The organism is Paenibacillus sp. SRL342, assembly GCF_984798905.1.
In genome coordinates, this window is the sequence record NZ_OZ481790.1 from 6814068 (window position 1) to 6835577 (window position 21510).

A 21510-nucleotide genomic window follows, 5' to 3' on the forward strand; every position below is an offset into this window, starting at 1 on the left:
TTTCCCATGTGGGCTTTAATTCTTAGGGTATGTTAGCACAGGTGGTTTGAAAATGCAGCAGTTTTGCGAAAATAGTTGAAAGTTTTTTGCAATTCCATAAATAGGTATTTTCACCGCTTTCATAAAGCCCCGCTTGCGTACGCCTGCCAGAGGTTGTAGAAGACAAAAAAGGTCCTTCCATTACTCGCTTTTAAGCAAGTAATGGAAGGACCTTAGGCCCTCAGCCTTTTAACCTTTAACAGAACCCGCAGCAATGCCCTCCACGATTCGGTTACTCAGGATGAGAAAAGCAATCAGGATCGGCATAATGCTAATCATCAGCGTTGCACCAATGGCTCCCCAATCCGTTGTATATTGACCGATAAAGTTCTGTACCCCAACAGTCAGAGTCTTGTACGAATCTGTACTGATGAACGTATTAACAAAGATGAATTCATTCCAGTTATAGATCATGTTGATGATCGCCGTTGTTGAAATGACCGAAGACGTCATCGGCAGCACAATCCGAAAGAAAATCCGATGCACGGAGCAGCCATCCATCACTGCGGCTTCTTCCACTTCCCGGGGAAGCGCGTAGTAGAATCCAAGTAGAATCATAATGGTAATTGGCATATTAAAAGCAATATAAGACAAGATGACTGACAAAGGATGATCTGTGAGATGAAGCTTCAGGAACAAGCTGAACAGCGGGATCAACGTGGAGTGTACAGGGATCATCAGACCCACCATGAATAGTCCCAGCACCAGCGAACGACCCTTCCAGCGCATACGTGTAATGGCAAAGGTCACCAGACTGGCAAACAGCACGGTAACCACCACCGAGACCACCGTAATCCATACACTGTTGAAGAAGTACAAGCTGATATTTCCCTCTGTCCATACCTTGACATAGTTTTCCCAACGCGGAGTCGCAGGAAGGGAAAAAGGCGCCATGTCGAATACTTCCTGATTATTTTTAAGCGAGAACAACAGCAGCCATACCAAGGGTAAAATTTGCAGCAAAGCTACCAGGGACAAGAGGAAATACAGCAGAACATATCCGAATCTCCTTAACCATGCTGAACCTCGACTTGTCCCCGGGTAAGTTGGCAATCTAACAGCCGTATCCGTCTTCACCGGGATGGACCTCCTTTCATTTCACTAGGGCGTGTCTGGAAACTCCGAAGGTGGCAGATTTTGCCGAATTTTCGTTCCAAGCAAGGAACACGTCAAGGGAAAGTGACGCAGCAGGGGGCGAAAAGGCGGTAAAAGATGCACTTCAGCGAGTTTTCAGACACGAACTAGCGTCAGGAATACTGGATCGTATCTTTGGATGCTGTCGCTTTACGAAGCAGCCAGGTAACAAGCAGACAGATCAAGAGCAGGAAGAATCCTACAGCACTGCCGTAACCAAAGTCGAAGCTACGGAACGCCTGACGATACATATAGGAGGCCATCACTTCGCTGGAGCCATTCGGTCCGCCATCGGTCATGACGTAGATGAGGTCAAAATACTTGAGCGAGCCCACCACAGCTAGTACAACGGTCACCTTGATGACTTCAGTAATTAGCGGCAGCTTGATTCGAAAAGCGATCTGCCACGGGCTTGCCCCGTCAATCCGGGCCGCTTCCACCAGAGATTCCGGAATATTTTTGAGGGCCGCATAATAGATCAAAATATAGAAGCCTGCATACTGCCATAGAATCGGTACGAACAGTGCATACAGCACCAGGGATGGCTCCGCCAGCCAGGCTGGCGGATTGCTGAAGCCGATCGCTTCCAGAAAGGTGTTCAGTACACCATTGCTGGGATGATAGATCTTCAGCCATAACTGGGCGATCGCGACCGAAGACAGCAGCATCGGGATCAAATATATTTTGCGGAACAGATTGGCCCCCTTGATCTTGCCTGACAGCACCAAAGCGATCATCAGATAACCGATCAGACTCAGCGCAGAGAACAAAGCAAGCAAAAAAGTATGGTTCGCACTCTGCCAGAATGTCCCGTCTTGAAGCAGTCTGGCGTAATTATCTAATCCAATAAAGGTCATTGCACCGATCCCGTCCCATTGCATCAACCCATAATACCCGGTGAGCACGATCGGGATATAGACCAAGACCAGCAGCAGAAGCAGTGCAGGAAGCACGTACAACGCAGCAACGAGACGGTTGGACATGACTTTGTCCATCACATTATCCTCCCTTCAAGCGTTCAAGCACGTGTACGTCAATTGCCTTTATCAATCGCAGCCTGATGATTCTTCACAAAGTCCTCCGGTGTTACCGCTTTGCCAAACAACGCCTGAATCATGTCCAGATGTGCCTGAGCGGCTGCCGGTTTCATCTGTACGTCTGCAAAGAGCGTGAGACTGCTGGCCTGATTCAATTCGTTCAGCAGGTCGATGTAAAGCTGTGGCAGCTGTACTGCAGCCGTATCCACTTTGGTTGCCGGGATGACGCCTGCTTCAGTTACCGAACTTTCACCCCATTTTTCTACAAAGTATTGCACGAACTTCTGCGCTTCTTCCTTCACTTTGGAGTTCTGGGCCACGAACAGTCCTACGCCTGGACCACCTACCCAGCTGTTAATATCACTCTTGCCATCTTCCATCGTTGGGAATTTGAAAAATCCGATCTTGTCCTTGAATTCCTGCGGGATGTCCGGGTTAGTCGTGAAGTTTGGCAGTTCCCAGGTGCCCATCAGATACATGGCAGCTTTTTCGTTCATGAATTCGGATTTGCCCTCATCGTTAGACAACCCGTTGAAGCCTTTGTTGAAAGCATTCATATCCACCAGTCTTTGTACCTCGGCGGCAGCTTGAGTCAGCGCAGGATCGTCAAACTTGCCAGAGCCATTGATGGCCTTTTCCAGTGCATCTCCACCTAACCGATTCGCCAGATACATATACCAGAGTGAGCCGGTCCAACGGTCTTTATTGCCCAGTGCGATCGGCACCTCACCGTTCTCTGTCAGTGTCTTCAGCACACTCAGGAATTCATCGTACGTTGCTGGCGGCTGCAAGTTATATTTTGCAAAAATGGCTTTGTTATAATAAATGGGAGAGATATTCAACTCAATTGGTAATGCATATGTTTTGCCGTCTATGGCATAAGCTTCTGTTGTTCCGGCTATGAATTTCTCGCCCAGCGAGTCGCTCAGCAGATCATCGACCGGTGCGAACAGGTTCCCCTTTACATAAGGCTCCAGAAATCCGGCAGCCCAAGTTACACCCACATCGGGAAGTTCATTGGATGCCGACAGGATTTTCAATTTGTTCTTATATTGTTCATTCTCCAGCACTTCCTGCTTAATGGTTACATTCGGATGATCCGTTTGATACTGCTTGATGATATCGTTGACCAATTTGTTTTGCTGTGCGGAGCTGCCTGCTGGCCAGAGGTGCATGAATTTGAGGGTTACTTTCCCATCTGTGCCGTTGCTGCCTGTTTCACCCTCTTCATCCGAACTTGAACTGTTACATCCGGATAAAATTACGGCGAGAACCAGCGTCCATGACAGAAGAATGGCCATCGTCTTTTTGCTCATAATCCCAACCCCCTTGGTTTTTTCGGTTAATGTAACCGCTTTAACCAAATTGTAGCACGGGCCTATTGCCTCTATAAGACCAGAACAATTTGGAAAAACTCCACTTTTTTGAGGTTATTTGTTATTTCGTTCAGATAGGGAATGCCGATATTTGCTTGGACTAAGCCCCTCAAGGCTTTTAAATACCGTTATAAAATACTTATCCGTCTGATAACCCACCTGTTCCGCAATCTCTGAGATTGGCATCGTTGTCTGCACAAGCAACTCCTTCGCGCGCTGAATGCGTTTGCGGGTAAGGTATTCACTAAAATTGATGCCGATCTGTTCCTTGAACAATACGCTGAAGTAACTGGAGTTGAGATGGAGTAAATCAGCGATTTCTCGCATGGTCACATGTTCACCCAGATGAGCATCCACATAGGTCAAAGCTTCACTGATCTGGCTATTGAGCCTCTGTTCCCCGCGCTCCTTGGCATCCAGAAGCTTGGGGTCAACCATTTCCTGCATTGTTTGAATGCGTCGCTGTTGTTCGCTGAACTTTAGGGCTTTCTCGACGGTCTGAAGCAACTGTTCCTTATCAATGGGTTTCAACATATACTCCACGACCCCCAGCTTAATAGCCTGCTGGGCGTACTGAAAATCGGCATGCCCCGACATAATCAGGACAACAGGCTTGTTCGAAAAATGTTGAATGGCTTCAATCAGAGACAAGCCAGAGAATTCCGGCATGCGAACATCCGTTATTAACAGATCTGCCGACTTTTTCTTGAGCCATTCCACTGCCTCGACGCCACTTTCTGCAGTCTGAATGTGATTTCGTCCTGCCGACCATCCTTCCAGTGTTTTGCGAATACCCTCTCTTGTACGCGGCTCATCATCCACGATAAGAATCGTTTTGTCATGAATCATATGCACCCTCCGTTCCCATGGGAATCTCAAAGCAAATGACAGTTCCTTGCCCAACCTTACTTGTTATGGAGAGCTTACAACGTTCGCCAAGTTGGCTGCCAAAGTAAAGCTTCAGTCGTCGATGTACGTTGATTAGACCTACACCTGTCCCCTTCTTGGACACAGCCGGTCCGCCATGTAAAGCATGAATGACAGATTGTAACTGTAATTCATCCATACCGGGACCATCATCCCGAACCTCAATGCGAACCAGATTCTTCTCGGTCGAAGCATCCACATGGACGCTTATCTTTCCCGGTCCCAGTTTACTTTCAATCCCATGAAGAATCGCATTTTCGACCAAAGGCTGTATAAGAAGTTTCGGTATTGCGACCTTACGCACCGTATCACTCAGCTGAATCTCCCATTGCATTCTCTCTCCCAACCGCATCTGCATAATTTGAAGATAACGCTCGGCGTGTTCCAGCTCGTCGGCAATCGTAACCCATTCATCCTGTTGCGAACTGGAGATGATGTAGCGAAATAATCGGGACATCGCCACAACCATACGTGCCATCTCCTCGTCTCCCTTCTCCTCAAGGGACCAATAGAACGCCTCCAGGGTGTTGAATAGAAAATGGGGATTAATCTGAGACTGCAACGCCTTCAACTCGGCCCGGGACTGCATGACCTCCTTCTCATGAACCACACGGGTCAATTCATTCTGCCTGTAAACCATCTGGTTATATACGTTGTTAAGTTCATTGATCTCCATCGTAGAGCTAACCATTAGATTAGGTCTCATTGCTCCCGGCTGTGCACTGCGCATGGCCCGCATCAGACGTATGAGCGGACGTGTGATCATTGTGGACAGAAAGAAAGACATGATAAGGAACAGAACAACACCAATCATTCCCGAGACGAGCAGCGCCGTTCTCAGGATGGATACACCTTCCGTTGTCTCCCGCATCGGGGTCAGGACAGCAAGTGTCCATCCCGTTAACTCCGATTTTTGCCGGACGACGATATAGGATTCCTCCCCGTTCTGCACGACTGATCCGCTGTCCAATAAGGCTTTGGGATCGAGATTAATCTCCAGATCGGAAGTCACCACTTCGCCTGCCCCATCCAAGAGCATGATAGAGTCCTGCGAACCATCTGCCCCATTCGATTCATTGAGTTGAAAAAAACTGCGTTGCATCCGCACCACCACATAACCTCCATGTTCGAAAGAATGATCCAGCAGGTTAATCCGCCGAATAGCCAGGAGCACACCCGGATCTTCTGGGTCAGCGCCTGCCCATACCAGTCTGCCTTTTCCTTCATCGGCCAGGCTGATCCAGTTGCGCTCCACTCTGAGATCGAGGGATCGGTCATCCATTGGAAAGATGCGGTTATAACCCGTAGTGTATATCTCCATACTTTGCGCTCCGTTGATGAAAGACTGATAACTGCCTGCAATCTGCAAGAGGGCTTGACGCTGATTAAAGGTCGCCGGGTTGCCTTGCTTCTCATCGCTGAGCAGACGCTGCACGTATGAATCATCCGCCACCTGGGCAGTCAGCGAATTCACTTGTGCAATGATTGCATCCAATCTGCCACTGGCCTGGACGGCGGTTTGGTGAATATGTTTCTCCGCATTGCTTTTCAGCAGAGCAGCTACCCGATCATAGGCCGATATGCCTGCGAGCAATAGAACAACAAGCATCACCATAACAAAACCAATGAAAATCTGATTGCGAAGTGAGTTAAAATGTCCTTTTTTCCCGTGCAACTTCCCCATTCTCCTCTCTTTTTGGCATGTAAAAGAACCCACCATCTTACGCCTGTGTTCTCTTGAAGACTGGGTACAAACGATGCCGGATTTATCTACGTATTCAGTTCTTCTATATAAAATGAACAAAAGAATATTTACACTAGCCACTACGATGACAGAATAACCTTCCAATCGCTGTTATCCCCAGATTTTTTGATTCCCTTTTTAAAGGGGAAAATCCGGTGATAAAGGCGAAGCATATGCTTCCGATGCAGCTTTCTTTCAGAAAGCTATTAGCTCCGCTTTTTCAGGTTATTTCTGCCCTCTCCGTTCTCGTGTAAATGTTTAGTTCATTTATATAGTTAAAGCGCTTGCATAATTGAACCTTAATCTTTTTTCTTCTAGTCTTTGTTTACCGATTAAACTAACGACTAAAAAATAGCATAGTTTTACAGGTTAATCAATCCTCTGAAGCGTTCCCAAACGTTAAATAACAAGGATCAAAAAAAGAGAGGGAACCTTTAAAGTCCGCCTCTCTTTGTTCATATCTCTTCACACATATTCTTTTCTTTGGCCAATCTTCAGTTATTTCACAGACCCTTGGGTAACCCCGTTGATGATCCACTTCTGCGCAAACAGGTAGATGATAATCATCGGCAGCAACGCGAGCAGGTAGGATGCAAACGCAAGGTTAAACTCGGTATTGAACTGTCCTTGGAATACATACTGTACCAGCGGCAGCGTGTATTGTCCCGGATCACTGATAATAATGAGTGGCAGCAGGAAGTCGTTGTACGTGGACAGACAAGTCAGAATACCGACCGTGGCACTGATGGGTGCCATGAGCGGGAAAATGATTTTCCAGAACGTGCCCCAGGTTGTCGCCCCATCCACAAACGCCGCTTCCTCCAGCGCTACCGGAATGGACCGGATGTATCCCACGTACACAAATACGTTAAATGCCAGCCCATATACCGTGTGCAGCAGGATCAGACCTACCAGATTTGTCATCTCCAGCGATGCGGTCAGCTTAACAATCGGCAGCATGATGATCGGAAATGGAATGAACATCGCGCTGACGAAGTAATAGTAGAGCCCTTTGAAAAACTTGCGTTTCTCCATATTCCGCGCAATCGCATAGGCCACCATCGAGTTACTGAGCAACGTCAAGAGCACAGTTGATGCGGTAACAATCGCACTGTTACGGAACGATTGGAAGAAGTTCGTCATGTCGATGGCCCTCGCGAAATTCTCCCAGTGAAGTGTGGTCGGAATGGCAAAGACCGATTGGGCCATCTGTTCCGGATTTTTCAAAGCAATCGTAACGGTCATATACAATGGGAACAGGATAAACAGGGTACCCAGCACAACGAGCAACATAACGAGCCAATTGATTCGTGTACGGCTTCTCATTACAGATCCATCTCCCTTCTTTGCAGGAACCGGATTTGCAGAATTGAAATCACCGCAATAACGATGAAGTAAATAACCGAGTTCGCAGATTGATATGCATATTCGCCGCCTTCAAATCCGCCGGTGTAGATCAGATGGGAGATGGACTGCGTCGCCCGTCCGGGACCACCGTTGGTCAAGGCTACGATTTGGTCGAAGACCATAAGCGAGTTTTTCATTGCCAGCACCATATTAATGGTGAAGAACGGGGCAATAAGCGGGAAGGTAATACTCCAGAATTCACGCCATTTGCCTGCGCCGTCGAGGTTGGATGCCTCGTACAGTGTCGTTGGTATCGTTTGCAGACCAGCCAAATATAGAATCGTATTCAGGGCAACGGATTGCCATACTGCGACAATGACGATACCGATCCAAGCCAGACTCTCGCTACCGAGAATGTTGGTGGATAGCGCATTGATGCCCAGATTTTGTCCCCAGATCGGGAATACGTTGGAGAACAGGTAGTTAAATATGTAACCTACGATCAGTACACTCAGAATATTGGGCAGGAAGTAGATGCCGCGGAAAAAGTTACGGAACTTGATCTTGGCATTCAGCCCAAGTGCAATGAGCAGGCTCAGGATATTGGTCAGGATCGTCACTACGATCGCGAACTTGAACGTAAACCAGTAGGCGTTACCTACATTGTCGTCCTGGAACAAGTTGAAATAGTTTTTGAAGCCAACAAAATCATACTCTTTCCCGAATCCGTTATAATTCGTAAATGAATAATAGATGCCCTGGAGGGCCGGCAGCGTCATAAACACAAAGAACAACACGACTGCCGGAACCGTCATCCAGTAATAAGGTGCGATACGCTTGTTCATATTCCATCCTCCTTCAGACAAGGCTTAACGCCGGTTCGCGACCTTGTCCCATTCTTTGTCGAGTGTATCTAGATAGTTGTCGATGTTTTGATTCTGCAAAAAGGACTGTACGATGGAATTCAGCTGCACGGCAGCCGGGATATAGTGATCGGGAAAGTCAATAACCTTGCCCTGCTCGATATATGGCATCAATTCCTGTACGGCAGGATCATCCTGCTTCACGTCTTCTACCGCAGAGAACAGCGTCTGTTCGTCAATGTATCTTCCGATATTTTCAGGCTCTAACAGAAACGCAATAAACGTCTCCGCCTGCTCGCGATTAGGCGTGTCCGCCGCAATGGTAAACAGGGAGTCGATCCCGTTCACCAGCTTGATCTCGCTTGCATCGTTGCCCGTAGGGAATGGGAAGAAACCAATGTCGACATTTGGGTTCGCTTTGCGGATCTCCGAGATGGCCCAGGTCCCCTGGATGTACATGAAAGCTTCACCGTTAGCAAAGGCACGGTTACCGTCCGAATAGGCTTTACCAAAGTTATCGCCGTGACCATACTTCATGATTTCCAGTTGCTTTTCAGCTACCTCGCGGTATTTCTCTTTGAACGTCCCTTTGTTATCGCGCCGCTCTTGGTAGAAATCAATACCGACCAGATTGGAGGCCAGTGCATTGAAGGGCAGGCTTGTCTGCCAGTCATCCTTGTATGTGAAGTAAAATGGAATCTCACCTGCATCCTTAATCTTTTGGGCGGTCGCAATGAGTTCATCCCACGTCTTTGGCACGTCCAATCCCATGTCCTTAAACAACGTTTTGTTGTACATAATGCCGTTTGCATTAGTCGCGTAAGGAATACCTGTCACTTCGTCCATGCCTGTGAGATCATTCAGCATCTGTATGTAGTTCGGATCAATCGTCTGGAGTAATGAACTATCCGTCAGATCGGTGAAAATATCACTCTGAGCCAGGATCGAATACGTATCCGTTGCCCCCATGGCCATGATATCCGGGATATCATTTTTGACAACACGCGTCTTCAATACCGTCTCCGCATCGGGTGGATTCACCTGTGTCACCTGAATATCGTCATGCTCCGCGTTGAACGTTTTAATTAGTTCATCAAAGGTTGTTTTGGCTTCAGGCTTGTTCTGGAAAAATTCAATCTGCACTTTGCCATTCGCGCTATCTCCACTGGTACAGGAAGATAAAAGTACAGCCATCATTCCACACAGCAACATTGTCCCGAGAGCCTTGGTAAGCGTTGTTCTCATGTTGTACCTCCCTCAGCTTTATACGTAAGAATTTACCCATTCAGATGGTGAAATAACCATTTGGTTAATCCTTCCAAACCAACTTCAATCTGAATGGATAATATACGTCTTTATTATTTCTAAAACGGTTTCGATAAAAATGAATCAAGGCAGTTCTTCCCATGACCTGAATCAGGCATAACAAAAAGGACACTGGATGATATCCAATGTCCCTCATTTTTTCAGCTTACGTGTATAACCACCGAAAGCCTTTATTGCATGTTACGAACGCTCAACCTTCGGCAAAGCATTACGTAAACGCTTGGCCCGATAACTCTGAAATGCTCGAATCAACATGCCGATGATGATCATGACCACACCGATGTTAATTGCGACATCAGCGAGATTCAAAATCCCGCGTCCTGACGGAAACACGAGGAAATCCGTTACCCGGGCATAGATAAATCGATCGATCGCATTTCCTAAAGCCCCACCGACCATAAAACCCGCGCCAGCTTGCATCCAGAAACCGCGAATCTCACCTTTACTCCGGTAATACAGCATGCCGGCTATGAACAGAACAGCAATTACACCGAACAGACGCGCATTTCCCTGAAACATGCTGCCCGCCATTCCACTGTTCTCGTAATGCTGTAACTGCATGCCGGAGTTACCCAGTCTCATGACGTCGCCAACTTCCATATACATCCTCACTGCAATCTTGGTTCCCTGATCAACCAAAGTTACCAGCAGTGCTACAAAATAAAACAGCATCGTGCCTCTCCTCCTGCCTACTGAACGACAAATTATTTTAACTTTAAGAGTTTTGTATATTAGGTTCCCTTCACTTTAACACAGCCGATGTAAGGTCTCCAAATGAGCGGTCTTTAACTTGCATAAAAAATCTACTACCCTCGTTCAGACTGCATCGAGAAGGGACTACACCAATCCATGTCGAATGTAGACATCAATCATATATGTAAAGGGGCTGCCTGCAATTTGAACCTAACCATGACAGAGAAATTAAAGGAAATGCAACGGGAAGAAAAGGACTTGGTATTCAGCACATTTGATTCTGAAATGGCGCTTGGACTTGGCCTGCATCTGGTCGAGGAAGCGAAGCGTCGTTCCCAAGCCGTGACCATCGACATTACCCTGAAGGGACATCGTCTCTTTTTGCATGCGATGGAAGGCACTCATCCCGACAACGAGGACTGGATTCGCCGTAAGAACAACGTGGTGAATCATTTCTCCTCCAGCTCTTGGCATACTGCCCTGCGGTTAAGAAGCGAAAACCAGACACTTGAGCAAGACTTCAATCTGCCTTCATCGGACTATGTTCTGGCTGGTGGCGCTTTCCCACTGATTCTGAAAAATGAGGGACAGGTCGGCACCATTACGGTATCGGGTTTGCCTGATGAGGAAGACCATGATCTGGTCAAGACAGGCATTCGCTCGTTTTTGTTGCAGCAAAACTAGATTAAATGGAGCAAAAAAAGCCCACCTGATCAATATAGATCAAGTGGGCTTTACTAGCTAAAGCAGTGCTCAGGACGGATTTTTGCTTTTCATAATATGGTACACATTGCTAAAGCTGCCGGAGAGAATGCCTGTAATCGGGAATATGGCCCAATTGATATCCCACCGTTGATATACAAAGCCTGTGAACAAGAAGATGGCTGTCGCCAGCGGCCATACAATCGCTTCCACGGCTCTCACAATTTTCACTTCTTGCTTCTTCTCTACCGTCAACTGGTGCTTCTCCAGCAAGTTCGTGTAAGCCCCCTGAATATTACCGTAATATACAAACAGGAATGCTCCTACCCCAACCATAACCATAAAGGCAGATACACCATAAGAGGCGTAGTTATCATTGATAGAGGACGCTGCGAAAATAAACACAGGAGACAGAATGCACAGGCAAACACCCGTAATGATGGCTATACGATAAGTCAGAGCGAAGCTCTCCCGACTATGCTGAATACTCATTTTAAGTGTATAAGGAAGCTGGAAGCCCTTCTCCATATGACTGAAGCGTTCAAGCTTCATGCCACTGTGAATGAACATGCCTACCGCAATCGCAATCAGCACGAACATGCCGATCAGGCCCAGTACAGCCCCCGTTTCCACCGAACGGTTTGCAGCTGAAGTGGCATAGTTCTCAAATAAAGTATCCATGAAAATCAGAAACGCCACACCCGACGCGCACAATAAAACACCCAGCCCGATCCAAAATCCGGCATTTCTTTTTGCATTGGTATATGCGTAGGCTTCTTCTTCCGTCAGCACAGGTACTGCCTCTTCCGCACTGACTGGTTGAATACCGAGTTCTGCAGTTAGCTCCTCGATATTACCGAATTCTGAGATCACAATACCGATGGCTTCATTCTCCGACTTGCCTTCCCGCTTCAACTCCAGGTACTTATCTTCCATCCCCGAAAGGAGCTCCTGTTTCAGATGCTCCACCTCGGGTGTCTTCGGTAGACCCGCAAACATGTTCTCCAGATACACCATAATTGTCTCCATGTTCCGTCACAACTCCCTGATAAATAGATTAACAACCTCCTGCGTAACCTTCCATTCTTCACACTTTTCTCTGTAATAGTCGAGGCCGGGCGGCGTAATCCGGTAATAGGTACGACGCTTTCCCAAACTATTCTCATCCAGGTAAAACGATTCAATATAACCGTTCTTCTCCAATCGGGTGAAGGCCGAGTATAATGTCGTCTCCTTCATGACGTACTTTTCCTCTGTCAGCTGCCTGATGTTCTTGGAAATCTCGTAGCCGTACGACTCCCCTTCGAGCAGCATGTAGAGGATCAGCGTATCATTGTAGCCACGTATAACGTCACTGCTGATCACAAAAGATACTCCTCCTCATTACTTCATCTGTCGTAGTAGTTGAAGTATAGCACATTTTACTACGACAGGTGAAGTAGTTATGCCAAAAATGGGCAATAAAAAATCCGTACCTGGGATAGGCACGGATTTTCTTCTTTTTCCTGCAGTTACATTCCTGCGTTTACTGGATCGCTGAGAGAACGTCCAGCAGCATGGATTTGAATTTGGGCCGATCAATGGCTTCACAGACGCGTACATTGGGCTCTTTGCCAAAACGTCCGTTGATATCAACCACACTGTATCCACGTGTCAGCTCTCCTGCGGCTTCCACATCCACATAGTACTGACCTGACTTGGTCATGATGGATTCATCTGCCGCAACAGCCATCAACAACGTATCGGGATGAGTGGTGCCATTGAGTTTATGTACCGACTTGTTGAACTGCATAACCACTTTGTTGATTGCAGTGAAGAAATCGGCACCCGATGTACCCAGAGCCGCAATCTCTGCATGATCGTCATCGTCCATCACTGAATATTGCGTGCACATCTCCCAGCCAACCATCGTGATTGGAATGCCTGCATGCAGTACAATTTTCGCTGCTTCCGGGTCCACGTAGAAGTTATACTCCGCCGCCGGTGTGATATTGCCCAGTGCATTATTGGTTCCGCCCATGATGTACAGGTGAGCAATCTCCGGAATAATGGTTGGGTCCTTCTGGATCGCCATTGCAATATTAGTCAGCGGGGCAATCGCCAGAAGTTCAATTTCGCCTGGATGTGCGTGCACCTTCTCAATGATAAAATCAACCGCATGCCCGCTCTCGGGACGCTGGTCCGCCTTCGGGAAATGCGCGCCGCCCATGCCATCATCGCCATGCACATCTTCCACTGTGCGGTGCTGAGCTTTACCGTAGGCCATTAGCGGACGCTCGCAACCTTTATACACAGGCACTTTGCCGCCATGTCCAGCAACCTGTACCGTGTACAGGGCATTTTCAACCTCCTGGTCGAATTGTACGTTACCGCCCGTAATGGTGATGCCTTCCACCTGAAAGTGATGCAATGCCGTCAGGATCGCAATCGTATCGTCTCCTGCTGTATCTGTATCGATGATGACTCTTCTCATGATGCCGCGCTCCTTCTTCCGTTTATATAGTACATTCTATAAAACACTATGTCTTATTTTACATCAAAAACGTACCGATGACGATGGAAACGCCGATGATAATCGAACGCAGCAGCTGTGCTACTGCCATATTGCCTCGTGCGATTTCTTCGCATACTCGCATTTTAGGCGTAAGGAAATCAAATATAATATAGACCAGGCACAACACAATAATTCCAAGTGCCGACCACAGCAGCATATCCAGCCACGAATGCGTCGAGAAAGACACCATGCCTACGATAATACACAGTCCCAGCAATTTGCTGCCCATATACATGCCTGCCGCTTCGTTACCTTTGGCGATTTCCTCACTATCGTCATACCGGGTCAATCTGCTAAAAGCGAAATATCCACACACCAATACCACCAGCAGAATGCCTATACCCACCGCAACATTAAGCAAGTTCAATCCCAAGTTCTCCATTCCTTCTCCTCCTCATCATTCATCCGTTCGCGAACTGTAGCCGCGCAATAATAGGCCATATCTCCGGTTACTTTCTCCCCGACCCGTGGTAGCAACCCAGCCAAACGCCCACCGATAACAAACACCCCTGTAAGCAGATAACCACTGTACGCTCCAGCTTCCGTCTCGATCACAACCTGTTCCATCGGAACCAGCTGCTGATAGATTTTGGGCTGATTTTCGTAATAAGCTGTGATCTCTTCATCCTCGTCTGTTGCCCCAGTTGCAAGATTGGATTCCAGCGCCTCGTTAAGAGGATGCCCTATATCCTGCTTCCCAAGGGCATTGTCCGTTCCTCCATCCAGCAAAAGAGTTCCTCTACCTTCGCGCCCCCAATAGCTTTTGGATACATATGGTATGGCGTTCAGCTCGAAGGGCTCAGCCGAAAAATAGGTAGGCAACAGATATCGGGAAATAACGTCCATCTCTGTTTCATCAAAGAGGGTAAACCCGCAATATTCCGGGGTTTGCTCGTTCCGCTCGTAGAGCGACCAGATTGCCGCCATGAAGCCTTTACTCTGCATCAGTACATGCTGAACCGGATTCATCAGGCCCAGTCGTCCATCACGTACAAGTTCAAGCAGTGCAGCACCAATGTCCACCCCTGTCGTCTCATCCCGATCATCGATCAGATACTCCAGTGGATAAAGGCGATACAGTAGGTTAATCTCCCGACCCTGATGGTAAAGCGCCTCCCCTGGAACAATCTCCAGTTCCTCAAGTGGAGCATAGAAGACTTCGTATCCAGCTTCCTGACAACGTTTCATTAGGTATTCCGTATTTGTTCGATCTTCGACATGTTCGCCAAAAGAAGTGAATGTCACCGGACCCTGTAATCCTTGGTTTGCATAGAATTCGAGCCATATCCTGAAACACTCCCGAATACGTGTATCCATCTCGGCAGATGGTGCGGTCAACGTGGCATCCTCAGCAAGACCCACCAGGATATTTTCCAATGCAGCAGCCTCCGGTATACCCGTAGGAGTGTCCGTATTATTTTCAATACACTTCGGCCCAGCTTCTCCAATAATCCAGTCCTGACGAGTAATGCCTCCAGTCACCATCTCCATACGTGCCGTCGGAATAAGCCCGGGATGGATACCGAGCTGATGCTCCAAAAAGGAGTCCGGCATATATTGCTGGATAAATCGCATCACTTTACAGTAAATGCCGTCTACCGCCTCGGCTGCCGCACGCAGTTCCTGCATCTCCGAGGGAGAATAGACCGTCAAGGCAGGCACACAATACTGCTTCCCGTACATTCGATGGTATGGAATCTGTTGTTCTGATTCACCCTGAAATACCTCTTCGTGACTAAAGGGTAGTTGAACCACTTGCCTCATCCGGTTATCCTCCCGAACTGCGGAAGAAGCTACCGAAGCCGCTTGATTTGGACTTGGACTTGCTATAGGAGCTGTTACTGTCCTTGTTGCTTCGATACGACGACCCACCGTAGTAATAGTGCCCGCTGCTGGAATCATATTCACATCCGGTATCATACTCCGGGTCACATTCATCATTGTTGCTGCCACAACCGGATAACACGGCAGGAACCGCCAGCATCAGGGAGAAAGCAACCAGCTTCGCTTTTGATCCGGGTTTGGATGCTTGCCCCCGCTCTTGGTCACTCATTACAGATCCACCTCTTTCATATAAAACAACACTTTCTTGCGATCCGCATCCAGCACGGAATACAGGAACTCATACGTCTTGCCACTGCGAACCATGTAATGGTCCAGCAGTTGCTCGGCAAGCTCCATCGTATAGGCGGATGACGTTGTGAGCTCCAACTCCTGAAACGAACTTCCATTCCACAGCATATACTCTGCACTGTACATGGAAGACATTTTGCACATTGCCAGCGCAGCATCCGCAATAGCTGCACCGTACTCATCCGGCATCTGTTGCTCATACGCCGTTACATATACTGCATGTTCTCGCCCATCCTGGCATTCATTGGACAGATGCGCCCAGAGTTTGTTTTTCACCAAGGTGGCATCCACCAGTTTGCGCATGAACAGTTCATCTCGTGTGACTGAAGTCTGTTCCAGCAATCCCGTCTCCGCCTGTCGATCATCCGACCAACTCCGATACGTCAATGAATAATAGATACCGATAACCTCCCTTTTTGCGAGCTCTTAGGTGAGCCGTTTCAATTCATACAAACGTATTTAACGCATCAGAAGGAAAAAAGTTACACAAGTGAATCAATTTCATATTACCTTTAGCTGCTTCAAATCAAGGATAGACATAGATCAAAATGGTTTAATTTGTCTATGTCTAGTTGCAAAACTCCATTTTTAATGAGTTATGAAATTGATTCTATTCACCATGACATGTAAAAAAAAGCTACTGTTTGAGGCGTCATCGATGATGCTACATTCGTGATTTAACGCTTGCTTGGCTAGCACGCAGATTCCTCGTTTGGTATGTAATTCAGTTCTAAAAGGCCGGAGAAGATTCTCCGACCTCGTTTATTCCAGCTTATGCTCATGCCATTCGGACTTATAACTCAGCCCACTGGGCCAATACATCATTATATTTAGCGGACAATTGCTCGCGATCATTCCAGATTTGCTCCAGTTCAAGCGGATTGTTCTGCACAACTTCCAACTGTTGATCCAGCACCTGAATCTGTGCCTCAAGACGAGCTAACGTTTGTTCCAGCTTCTCCGCAGACGGCTTGTTGCCATTGCCACTTCTATGTTTCGATGCAGCTGCTGCGGAAGGAGTCAACGCCTTGCCTGATTCCGTAGAAGCTTCATGATCTCGACTTCCATCGGTAGCCGCAACAGTGGAATCGTTCATTGTCGAGTTTGTTTCTGTTTTCTTCCCTGATCTGACAGTCCCGCCGGGCGCAGACGTTAAACCTGACTTCAACTCTGACTTGGCGTTCCCACGAGAGGAAACCCCCACTCCTGCTGTAGCCTGAGTTGTCGCCGCCGCACGAGCTTGCATATCAAGCTTCTTCTCACGATACGCCTCATAGTCTCCCAGATAAGCGGTCATCTGTCCGTCCTCCAGTTCCCAGACACGGGAGGCGAGGCGATTGACGAAGTACCGATCGTGCGAGATGGCAAGTACGGTTCCTTCAAAATCAACCAAGGACTCTTCCAGCGCTTCTCTGGATGCGATATCCAGATGGTTGGTCGGCTCATCGAGCAGCAGTACATTGGGTTTGCGTTGCACCAGCAGAGCCAGCCGCAGGCGCGTCCATTCCCCGCCAGATAATTGCCCGACAGAGCGGAATACATCCGCTCCATAGAACAGATATCGGGCCAGAATCCCGCGAGCCTCGCCTTCCTCCACACCCGCTTCCAGACGGAAGTATTCAAGTACGTTCAGCTTTGGATTCGTGGGTTCCTCCTGTTGAGCCAGATACCCGACATCCACACGTGCCCCCCACTCCAGCTTGCCCGCATTGGGCTGCTCGTCACCAAGCAACAGCTTGAACAGGGTCGTCTTGCCAGAACCATTCCGGCCAATGAGTGCAATTTTATCCCCATATTCCAACAGACCCGAGATTCCGCGCAGGATTTCACGCTCACCATAGCTTTTCTCGACCTGTTCCAATACCGCTACCCGTTTACCCGTTCGATCCGTAGGGCGCACATCGAACTCGGCATTGCGGCGCTCCAGTACAGGACGCTTCACCTGCTCCATCCGCTCGATGGCTTTACGCATCGAAGCCGCCCGCCGGAAGAACTTTTCATTGCCACCCACACGACCCCATTCCTCCAGTTGACGGATCGTTTCTTTCATTTTCTTGATAACCTTCTGCTGCTCCTTGAACTCCTCGAATTGCTGCAACAGCCGTTGTTCCTTCACTTTCATATATTCCGTATAACCGCCAGCAGACGTTTCCGCTTCTCCATCCTCCAGCTCCAGTGTTCGATTCACGACCCGATCCAAAAAATAGCGATCATGCGAGATCAGGACAATGGTTCCCGTGTACTCTCGCAAATATCCTTCCAGCCACTCGACCCGCTCCAGATCAAGATGGTTTGTCGGCTCATCCAGCAATAACAGGTCGGGTCTTACGATTAGCTGTGAAGCCAGCACCACCCGAGTCTGCTCCCCACCAGACAGGGAACCAAAGCGCCAACCATAGTGTGCCTTGGCGATATCCAAACCGTCCGCCACCTGATCGATCCGGGCATCCATTTCGTATCCACCCTCACGCTCGAACTGGTCTTGCAGTGCAGCGTAGCGTTTCAGCAGGCGCTCCAATTGATTAGGGTCTGCTGCACATGCCGGATCGGACATCTGTTGCTCCATTTCCTTCATTTGCGTGCGACATATCATAAGCTCCTTGAATCCAAGACTCAGTACATCCAGTACGGTATGGTCATCCAATCCTTCTGGAACCTGAGCCACATATCCCATTCGTGTATCTTTCTTGATCATCAATTGCCCTTCATCCGGCTTGTTCAGTCTTGCCATCAGGCGCATAAGTGTGGTTTTGCCGCTTCCGTTGCGGCCGATCAGGGCGACCTTGTCGCCTTCCATAATTTCAAACGTAATGCCGTCCAGCACCAGATGTGCTCCGTGGTATTGAGTCAGTTGTTGCGCGCTAATCATCATCATAATAAGGTTCCTCCTATGGTATGGAAGATCCTGACCGCAACACAAAAAGAGCCGCAGGAGGTTAGCTCCGCGGCCCTTCAGAATTCAAGCAATATCGCTTATCGTCCGAATGAGGTCAAGGCAGGCATCTTCTCGCAAATGTTAACTTCCGTATATTCAAAATTGGACAGACTTCTCCCGTTGGTCAGAAAAGTATGAACAATGCCAGCCATAGCAATCGGCAGCTGGCTAATACGGTTGTTAAGCATCTCGTGATTCACCTGTCTTCACCTCCCCTGTCATAATTAATGTCAATATATCACAGACGAATGCATTCCTGCAACCATCCCATCGCCCAATTCATCCTTACTCCACAGTAGCTACTGCTCTGATTAATCCCTGCCCCGTCGCCGAAGCATTACATCCCTGATCGCCACCGTAATGAGTGTTAACATTCCCGAGGTACCCAGTGATGCGCCAAGCAGGGCATATCCGATGCCGTTCCACCCGCCAATATCGATGCTGATCATGATTACAACGGCACCGCCGAGCAAGGCCACACATGGCAATATATATTGAACCCACGTCATTCGCCGTCCTTGCAATCGGTAAATAAGCCATTCAATCAGCAGCTGCACCGCCCACATTCCCAATGTCCACAAGATCAGTACTTCCATAAGGTTCCCCTCCTGTCGCTGGATGGATCAAGCCCTTTCTTACAGACCTTACGTTACTTCAACCAATCTGAGAAAAATTGACGGTATCCTTCTTTCATCTTCGTACGCGAAAAAGCACCAAACGCATACTCCCGGTTGTCTTCTGACACACTGCGCGGCGCAGCCGCAGCCATGTTCACCAGTTCAAACCAGTTATCCTCGTTGCCTGCAAAGGCATGCGTGGATCGAATGTGACCGTAGCAGGCATGCTCTGGCTTCACGACCATTTTGCCCATCGCCATCGCTTCCGTCAACGGCATCGCAAATGTATCAAAGGCCGAACAATTCCAATACACCTTGGATGAGTTCATCAACGTAAATATCTCATCCTGCGTGAGCGCAAACTTCAGCTTCACGTTGGAAGGAATGTCGTACTTCTTCATGGTTTCCTTATAGCGTACACCGCCAAACACCATATATACTTCCTTGTCCGGGTTCTGCCGAGCATATTCCAGAACTAGATCCGGGCGACGGTTCGCCTCATCCCGACCGATCCAGAGCACCCGATTATGCACAACCTGACTCGGATCATAGTGCCGGTTCGCCAGCTCTTCGCTAAAGCCAATCGGAATAACATTCACGTCATGTACACCGAAATTGCGACCCAGCTCTGTTTTCAAAAACTCCGTCTGCACAATCGCTTTATCCACCATCGTATAAAATGGCTTCATCATCTCATATCCCGTCAGCGCGGGATCGGGGAAACTGTGCGGAAACAATACGCTTTTCGGTAAGAACATCTTCAAAAATGTAAACCCGGATACGGTGTAGATAACATGCTCTATATTTTGACTATGAATCTGATCCAGCACGATATCGTAGTTCACCAGGTCACCCTTCTCATGCTCATAACCCGGCAACCAGTCGTATCCGCTGACATGACGCTCCGGCGAGATGAACACAATATCCACGCCCAGCTCCAGACCAATCTGCTTCAGCCGATCCGCAAATACGCGTGGCCCCTGTGCTTCCGTGAATTGAATTTTACGCATAACAAGTCCGACTTTACGCAAGCTTCTCACCCCTCATTTCTATTCCTCACGCATGTGCTTCATGCACTGTTCCAGCGTCGCTGCTGTCTCATACCACTGGTTAGCCAACTGTTCCTTCGGCCACACACATTCCTCACTCCTCAGATCACCGTCAATCAAACGCAGCATCCAGAGCGAGAATACAATAGCATAGGCGTCGTACCATTCTCCAAAAGGAACCCGTTCAATCTGTACGCCCAAGCTCCCCAGTTTGTCCAAATAAACATCCATAACCCGCTCTCGCAGGTCCGGCGTAACCGTTCTGGGAAATAGCGGATGCGAGAGATCCACCAGATGAACTACATCCCACAGCGGCGTATTCAGATGGGCATGCTCCCAGTCCAAGACGACCAGTCTGCCGTCCACCTCCGCCAGATTACCGGGATGCAAATCTCCGTGACACAGAACAGTTGGAAGTTCTTCCTCTGCCGTGAGGATCAACCTCGTGATCTTATTCCAATCAGGTTCGGACAGTTGCATATCCAGCCTGGATAACAGTTCATCCGTAGATTGTCTGTGCATTTGTAACTCATCCAGCATTGTGTGAATAGACGGTTTCTGGCCCACGCGAGGCAGTTCACCCCAATCCGTGACAGACAACGCATGCCACGTTGCCATATGTACAGCTGCGCCGAGCATCGTCGCTTCTTGTGAATCATGCACCAGTTGCCCCAGATCCTCGTAGATCATCCAACTCTGTGCCGGTGTAATGGTAGGGTCCGACGCTGCAATGAGCTGCGGATAGATCGGTGGTAAGCCAGACATCACACGCTCGTACATCCATCGTTCCCGTCCATGCTGTGCAGGATTCGTCAGCGGTTTGAAAATATAACTTTCACCGGTAGAAACAGTGAATCGCTCCACATATCGTCCGTTCATTCCTTTATACAATGGTTCACGGCTTGTTATATAGTGATCATTCAGCATTCCTTTAGGTGTCACCCAGCTGTATGCATCCATCTCTTCGTTCACGCTACCCACCATCCGTTTCGTTCTCCCTGCTGCTCCGATTATGATTTCTATTCATCATACGT

Annotated in this window: 22 protein-coding genes; 1 reads left to right on the forward strand and 21 read right to left on the reverse strand. The window is 48.3% G+C overall.

All coding sequences use genetic code 11. The annotated features are described in order from the left end of the window. Positions 1-228: 228 nt before the first annotated feature. The 9 genes from AC4E8D_RS30205 to lspA all read right to left on the reverse strand — a co-directional run bounded on the left by AC4E8D_RS30205 (position 229) and on the right by lspA (position 10465). Positions 229-1092, reverse strand: a complete 864-nt coding sequence (locus AC4E8D_RS30205; protein ID WP_211084711.1) for a carbohydrate ABC transporter permease — start codon at positions 1090-1092, stop codon at positions 229-231. Positions 1093-1286: 194 nt separating this feature from the next. Beyond that, positions 1287-2168 (reverse strand): carbohydrate ABC transporter permease, encoded by an 882-nt coding sequence (locus AC4E8D_RS30210; protein ID WP_036606643.1) that lies wholly within the window; start codon positions 2166-2168, stop codon positions 1287-1289. A 38-nt stretch (positions 2169-2206) separates the two neighbouring features. Continuing rightward, positions 2207-3526: an extracellular solute-binding protein gene (locus AC4E8D_RS30215; protein WP_490205626.1), complete on the reverse strand. Its 1320-nt coding sequence runs from the start codon at positions 3524-3526 to the stop codon at positions 2207-2209. A gap of 114 nt (positions 3527-3640) precedes the next feature. Further along, entirely contained in the window at positions 3641-4435 is a 795-nt protein-coding gene (locus tag AC4E8D_RS30220; protein ID WP_490205627.1) for a response regulator transcription factor, read from the reverse strand. Next, positions 4425-6197: a cache domain-containing sensor histidine kinase gene (locus AC4E8D_RS30225; protein ID WP_490205628.1), complete on the reverse strand. Its 1773-nt coding sequence runs from the start codon at positions 6195-6197 to the stop codon at positions 4425-4427. The genes AC4E8D_RS30220 and AC4E8D_RS30225 overlap by 11 nt, the downstream gene beginning before the upstream one ends. 558 nt (positions 6198-6755) lie before the next feature. Beyond that, on the reverse strand, positions 6756-7583 hold the full coding sequence (locus tag AC4E8D_RS30230; RefSeq protein WP_036606635.1) for a carbohydrate ABC transporter permease: 828 nt from the start codon (positions 7581-7583) through the stop codon (positions 6756-6758). Further along, complete coding sequence (locus tag AC4E8D_RS30235) at positions 7583-8449, reverse strand: carbohydrate ABC transporter permease (protein WP_036606633.1); 867 nt, start codon at positions 8447-8449, stop codon at positions 7583-7585. Before AC4E8D_RS30235 ends, AC4E8D_RS30230 begins: the two co-directional genes overlap by 1 nt. Positions 8450-8473: 24 nt before the next feature. Continuing rightward, a complete protein-coding gene (locus AC4E8D_RS30240; protein ID WP_445252528.1) occupies positions 8474-9664 on the reverse strand; it encodes an ABC transporter substrate-binding protein in 1191 nt (396 codons plus the stop codon). A gap of 309 nt (positions 9665-9973) precedes the next feature. Next, positions 9974-10465 carry a signal peptidase II gene (lspA, locus tag AC4E8D_RS30245; RefSeq protein WP_221819808.1) on the reverse strand — a complete coding sequence of 164 codons (492 nt, stop codon included), beginning with the start codon at positions 10463-10465 and terminating at the stop codon, positions 9974-9976. Positions 10466-10702: 237 nt separating this feature from the next. Between lspA and AC4E8D_RS30250 the strand changes: the two genes are divergently transcribed. After that, positions 10703-11170 carry a heme-degrading domain-containing protein gene (locus AC4E8D_RS30250; RefSeq protein ID WP_221819810.1) on the forward strand — a complete coding sequence of 156 codons (468 nt, stop codon included), beginning with the start codon at positions 10703-10705 and terminating at the stop codon, positions 11168-11170. Positions 11171-11239: 69 nt separating this feature from the next. Here AC4E8D_RS30250 and AC4E8D_RS30255 read toward each other — a convergent pair whose 3' ends face one another. The 12 genes from AC4E8D_RS30255 to AC4E8D_RS30310 form a co-directional block, all read right to left on the reverse strand. Next, positions 11240-12217: a permease prefix domain 1-containing protein gene (locus tag AC4E8D_RS30255; protein ID WP_221819812.1), complete on the reverse strand. Its 978-nt coding sequence runs from the start codon at positions 12215-12217 to the stop codon at positions 11240-11242. A gap of 6 nt (positions 12218-12223) precedes the next feature. After that, the gene (locus AC4E8D_RS30260; protein ID WP_017691704.1) at positions 12224-12553 is read right to left on the reverse strand and encodes a PadR family transcriptional regulator; all 330 of its coding nucleotides are present in this window, start codon (positions 12551-12553) and stop codon (positions 12224-12226) included. A 160-nt stretch (positions 12554-12713) separates the two neighbouring features. After that, positions 12714-13661: a nucleoside hydrolase gene (locus AC4E8D_RS30265; RefSeq protein ID WP_036671600.1), complete on the reverse strand. Its 948-nt coding sequence runs from the start codon at positions 13659-13661 to the stop codon at positions 12714-12716. Positions 13662-13719: 58 nt separating this feature from the next. Next, positions 13720-14124 carry a DUF350 domain-containing protein gene (locus AC4E8D_RS30270; protein WP_221819821.1) on the reverse strand — a complete coding sequence of 135 codons (405 nt, stop codon included), beginning with the start codon at positions 14122-14124 and terminating at the stop codon, positions 13720-13722. Then, on the reverse strand, positions 14106-15506 hold the full coding sequence (locus AC4E8D_RS30275) for a glutathionylspermidine synthase family protein (protein ID WP_490205629.1): 1401 nt from the start codon (positions 15504-15506) through the stop codon (positions 14106-14108). The genes AC4E8D_RS30270 and AC4E8D_RS30275 overlap by 19 nt, the downstream gene beginning before the upstream one ends. A gap of 4 nt (positions 15507-15510) precedes the next feature. Next, positions 15511-15795 (reverse strand): hypothetical protein, encoded by a 285-nt coding sequence (locus AC4E8D_RS30280; RefSeq protein ID WP_036671603.1) that lies wholly within the window; start codon positions 15793-15795, stop codon positions 15511-15513. Continuing rightward, a complete protein-coding gene (locus AC4E8D_RS30285) occupies positions 15795-16262 on the reverse strand; it encodes a hypothetical protein (RefSeq protein ID WP_490205630.1) in 468 nt (155 codons plus the stop codon). The genes AC4E8D_RS30280 and AC4E8D_RS30285 overlap by 1 nt, the downstream gene beginning before the upstream one ends. Before the next feature lie 406 nt (positions 16263-16668). Beyond that, entirely contained in the window at positions 16669-18750 is a 2082-nt protein-coding gene (locus tag AC4E8D_RS30290) for an ABC-F family ATP-binding cassette domain-containing protein (protein WP_490205631.1), read from the reverse strand. A gap of 98 nt (positions 18751-18848) precedes the next feature. Further along, positions 18849-19010 carry a hypothetical protein gene (locus tag AC4E8D_RS30295; RefSeq protein ID WP_017691697.1) on the reverse strand — a complete coding sequence of 54 codons (162 nt, stop codon included), beginning with the start codon at positions 19008-19010 and terminating at the stop codon, positions 18849-18851. A 111-nt stretch (positions 19011-19121) separates the two neighbouring features. After that, a complete protein-coding gene (locus tag AC4E8D_RS30300) occupies positions 19122-19406 on the reverse strand; it encodes a YesK family protein (RefSeq protein WP_076216814.1) in 285 nt (94 codons plus the stop codon). A gap of 53 nt (positions 19407-19459) precedes the next feature. Continuing rightward, the gene (locus AC4E8D_RS30305) at positions 19460-20458 is read right to left on the reverse strand and encodes a glycosyltransferase (protein ID WP_490205632.1); all 999 of its coding nucleotides are present in this window, start codon (positions 20456-20458) and stop codon (positions 19460-19462) included. Positions 20459-20476: 18 nt separating this feature from the next. Beyond that, positions 20477-21460, reverse strand: a complete 984-nt coding sequence (locus AC4E8D_RS30310; RefSeq protein ID WP_490205633.1) for a phosphotransferase family protein — start codon at positions 21458-21460, stop codon at positions 20477-20479. Between the last annotated feature and the right edge of the window lie 50 nt (positions 21461-21510).

Bases quoted from the DNA above. Each gene is read 5' to 3' on its own strand.
- AC4E8D_RS30210 (WP_036606643.1), bottom strand. From the start codon at position 2,168: ATGGACAAAGTCATGTCCAACCGTCTCGTTGCTGCGTTGTACGTGCTT.
- AC4E8D_RS30215 (WP_490205626.1), bottom strand. From the start codon at position 3,526: ATGAGCAAAAAGACGATGGCCATTCTTCTGTCATGGACGCTGGTTCTC.
- AC4E8D_RS30220 (WP_490205627.1), bottom strand. From the start codon at position 4,435: ATGATTCATGACAAAACGATTCTTATCGTGGATGATGAGCCGCGTACA.
- AC4E8D_RS30225 (WP_490205628.1), bottom strand. From the start codon at position 6,197: ATGGGGAAGTTGCACGGGAAAAAAGGACATTTTAACTCACTTCGCAAT.
- AC4E8D_RS30230 (WP_036606635.1), bottom strand. From the start codon at position 7,583: ATGAGAAGCCGTACACGAATCAATTGGCTCGTTATGTTGCTCGTTGTG.
- AC4E8D_RS30235 (WP_036606633.1), bottom strand. From the start codon at position 8,449: ATGAACAAGCGTATCGCACCTTATTACTGGATGACGGTTCCGGCAGTC.
- AC4E8D_RS30240 (WP_445252528.1), bottom strand. From the start codon at position 9,664: ATGATGGCTGTACTTTTATCTTCCTGTACCAGTGGAGATAGCGCGAAT.
- lspA (WP_221819808.1), bottom strand. From the start codon at position 10,465: ATGCTGTTTTATTTTGTAGCACTGCTGGTAACTTTGGTTGATCAGGGA.
- AC4E8D_RS30250 (WP_221819810.1), top strand. From the start codon at position 10,703: ATGACAGAGAAATTAAAGGAAATGCAACGGGAAGAAAAGGACTTGGTA.
- AC4E8D_RS30255 (WP_221819812.1), bottom strand. From the start codon at position 12,217: ATGGAGACAATTATGGTGTATCTGGAGAACATGTTTGCGGGTCTACCG.
- AC4E8D_RS30265 (WP_036671600.1), bottom strand. From the start codon at position 13,661: ATGAGAAGAGTCATCATCGATACAGATACAGCAGGAGACGATACGATT.
- AC4E8D_RS30270 (WP_221819821.1), bottom strand. From the start codon at position 14,124: ATGGAGAACTTGGGATTGAACTTGCTTAATGTTGCGGTGGGTATAGGC.
- AC4E8D_RS30275 (WP_490205629.1), bottom strand. From the start codon at position 15,506: ATGAGGCAAGTGGTTCAACTACCCTTTAGTCACGAAGAGGTATTTCAG.
- AC4E8D_RS30280 (WP_036671603.1), bottom strand. From the start codon at position 15,795: ATGAGTGACCAAGAGCGGGGGCAAGCATCCAAACCCGGATCAAAAGCG.
- AC4E8D_RS30290 (WP_490205631.1), bottom strand. From the start codon at position 18,750: ATGATGATGATTAGCGCGCAACAACTGACTCAATACCACGGAGCACAT.
- AC4E8D_RS30300 (WP_076216814.1), bottom strand. From the start codon at position 19,406: ATGGAAGTACTGATCTTGTGGACATTGGGAATGTGGGCGGTGCAGCTG.
- AC4E8D_RS30310 (WP_490205633.1), bottom strand. From the start codon at position 21,460: ATGGTGGGTAGCGTGAACGAAGAGATGGATGCATACAGCTGGGTGACA.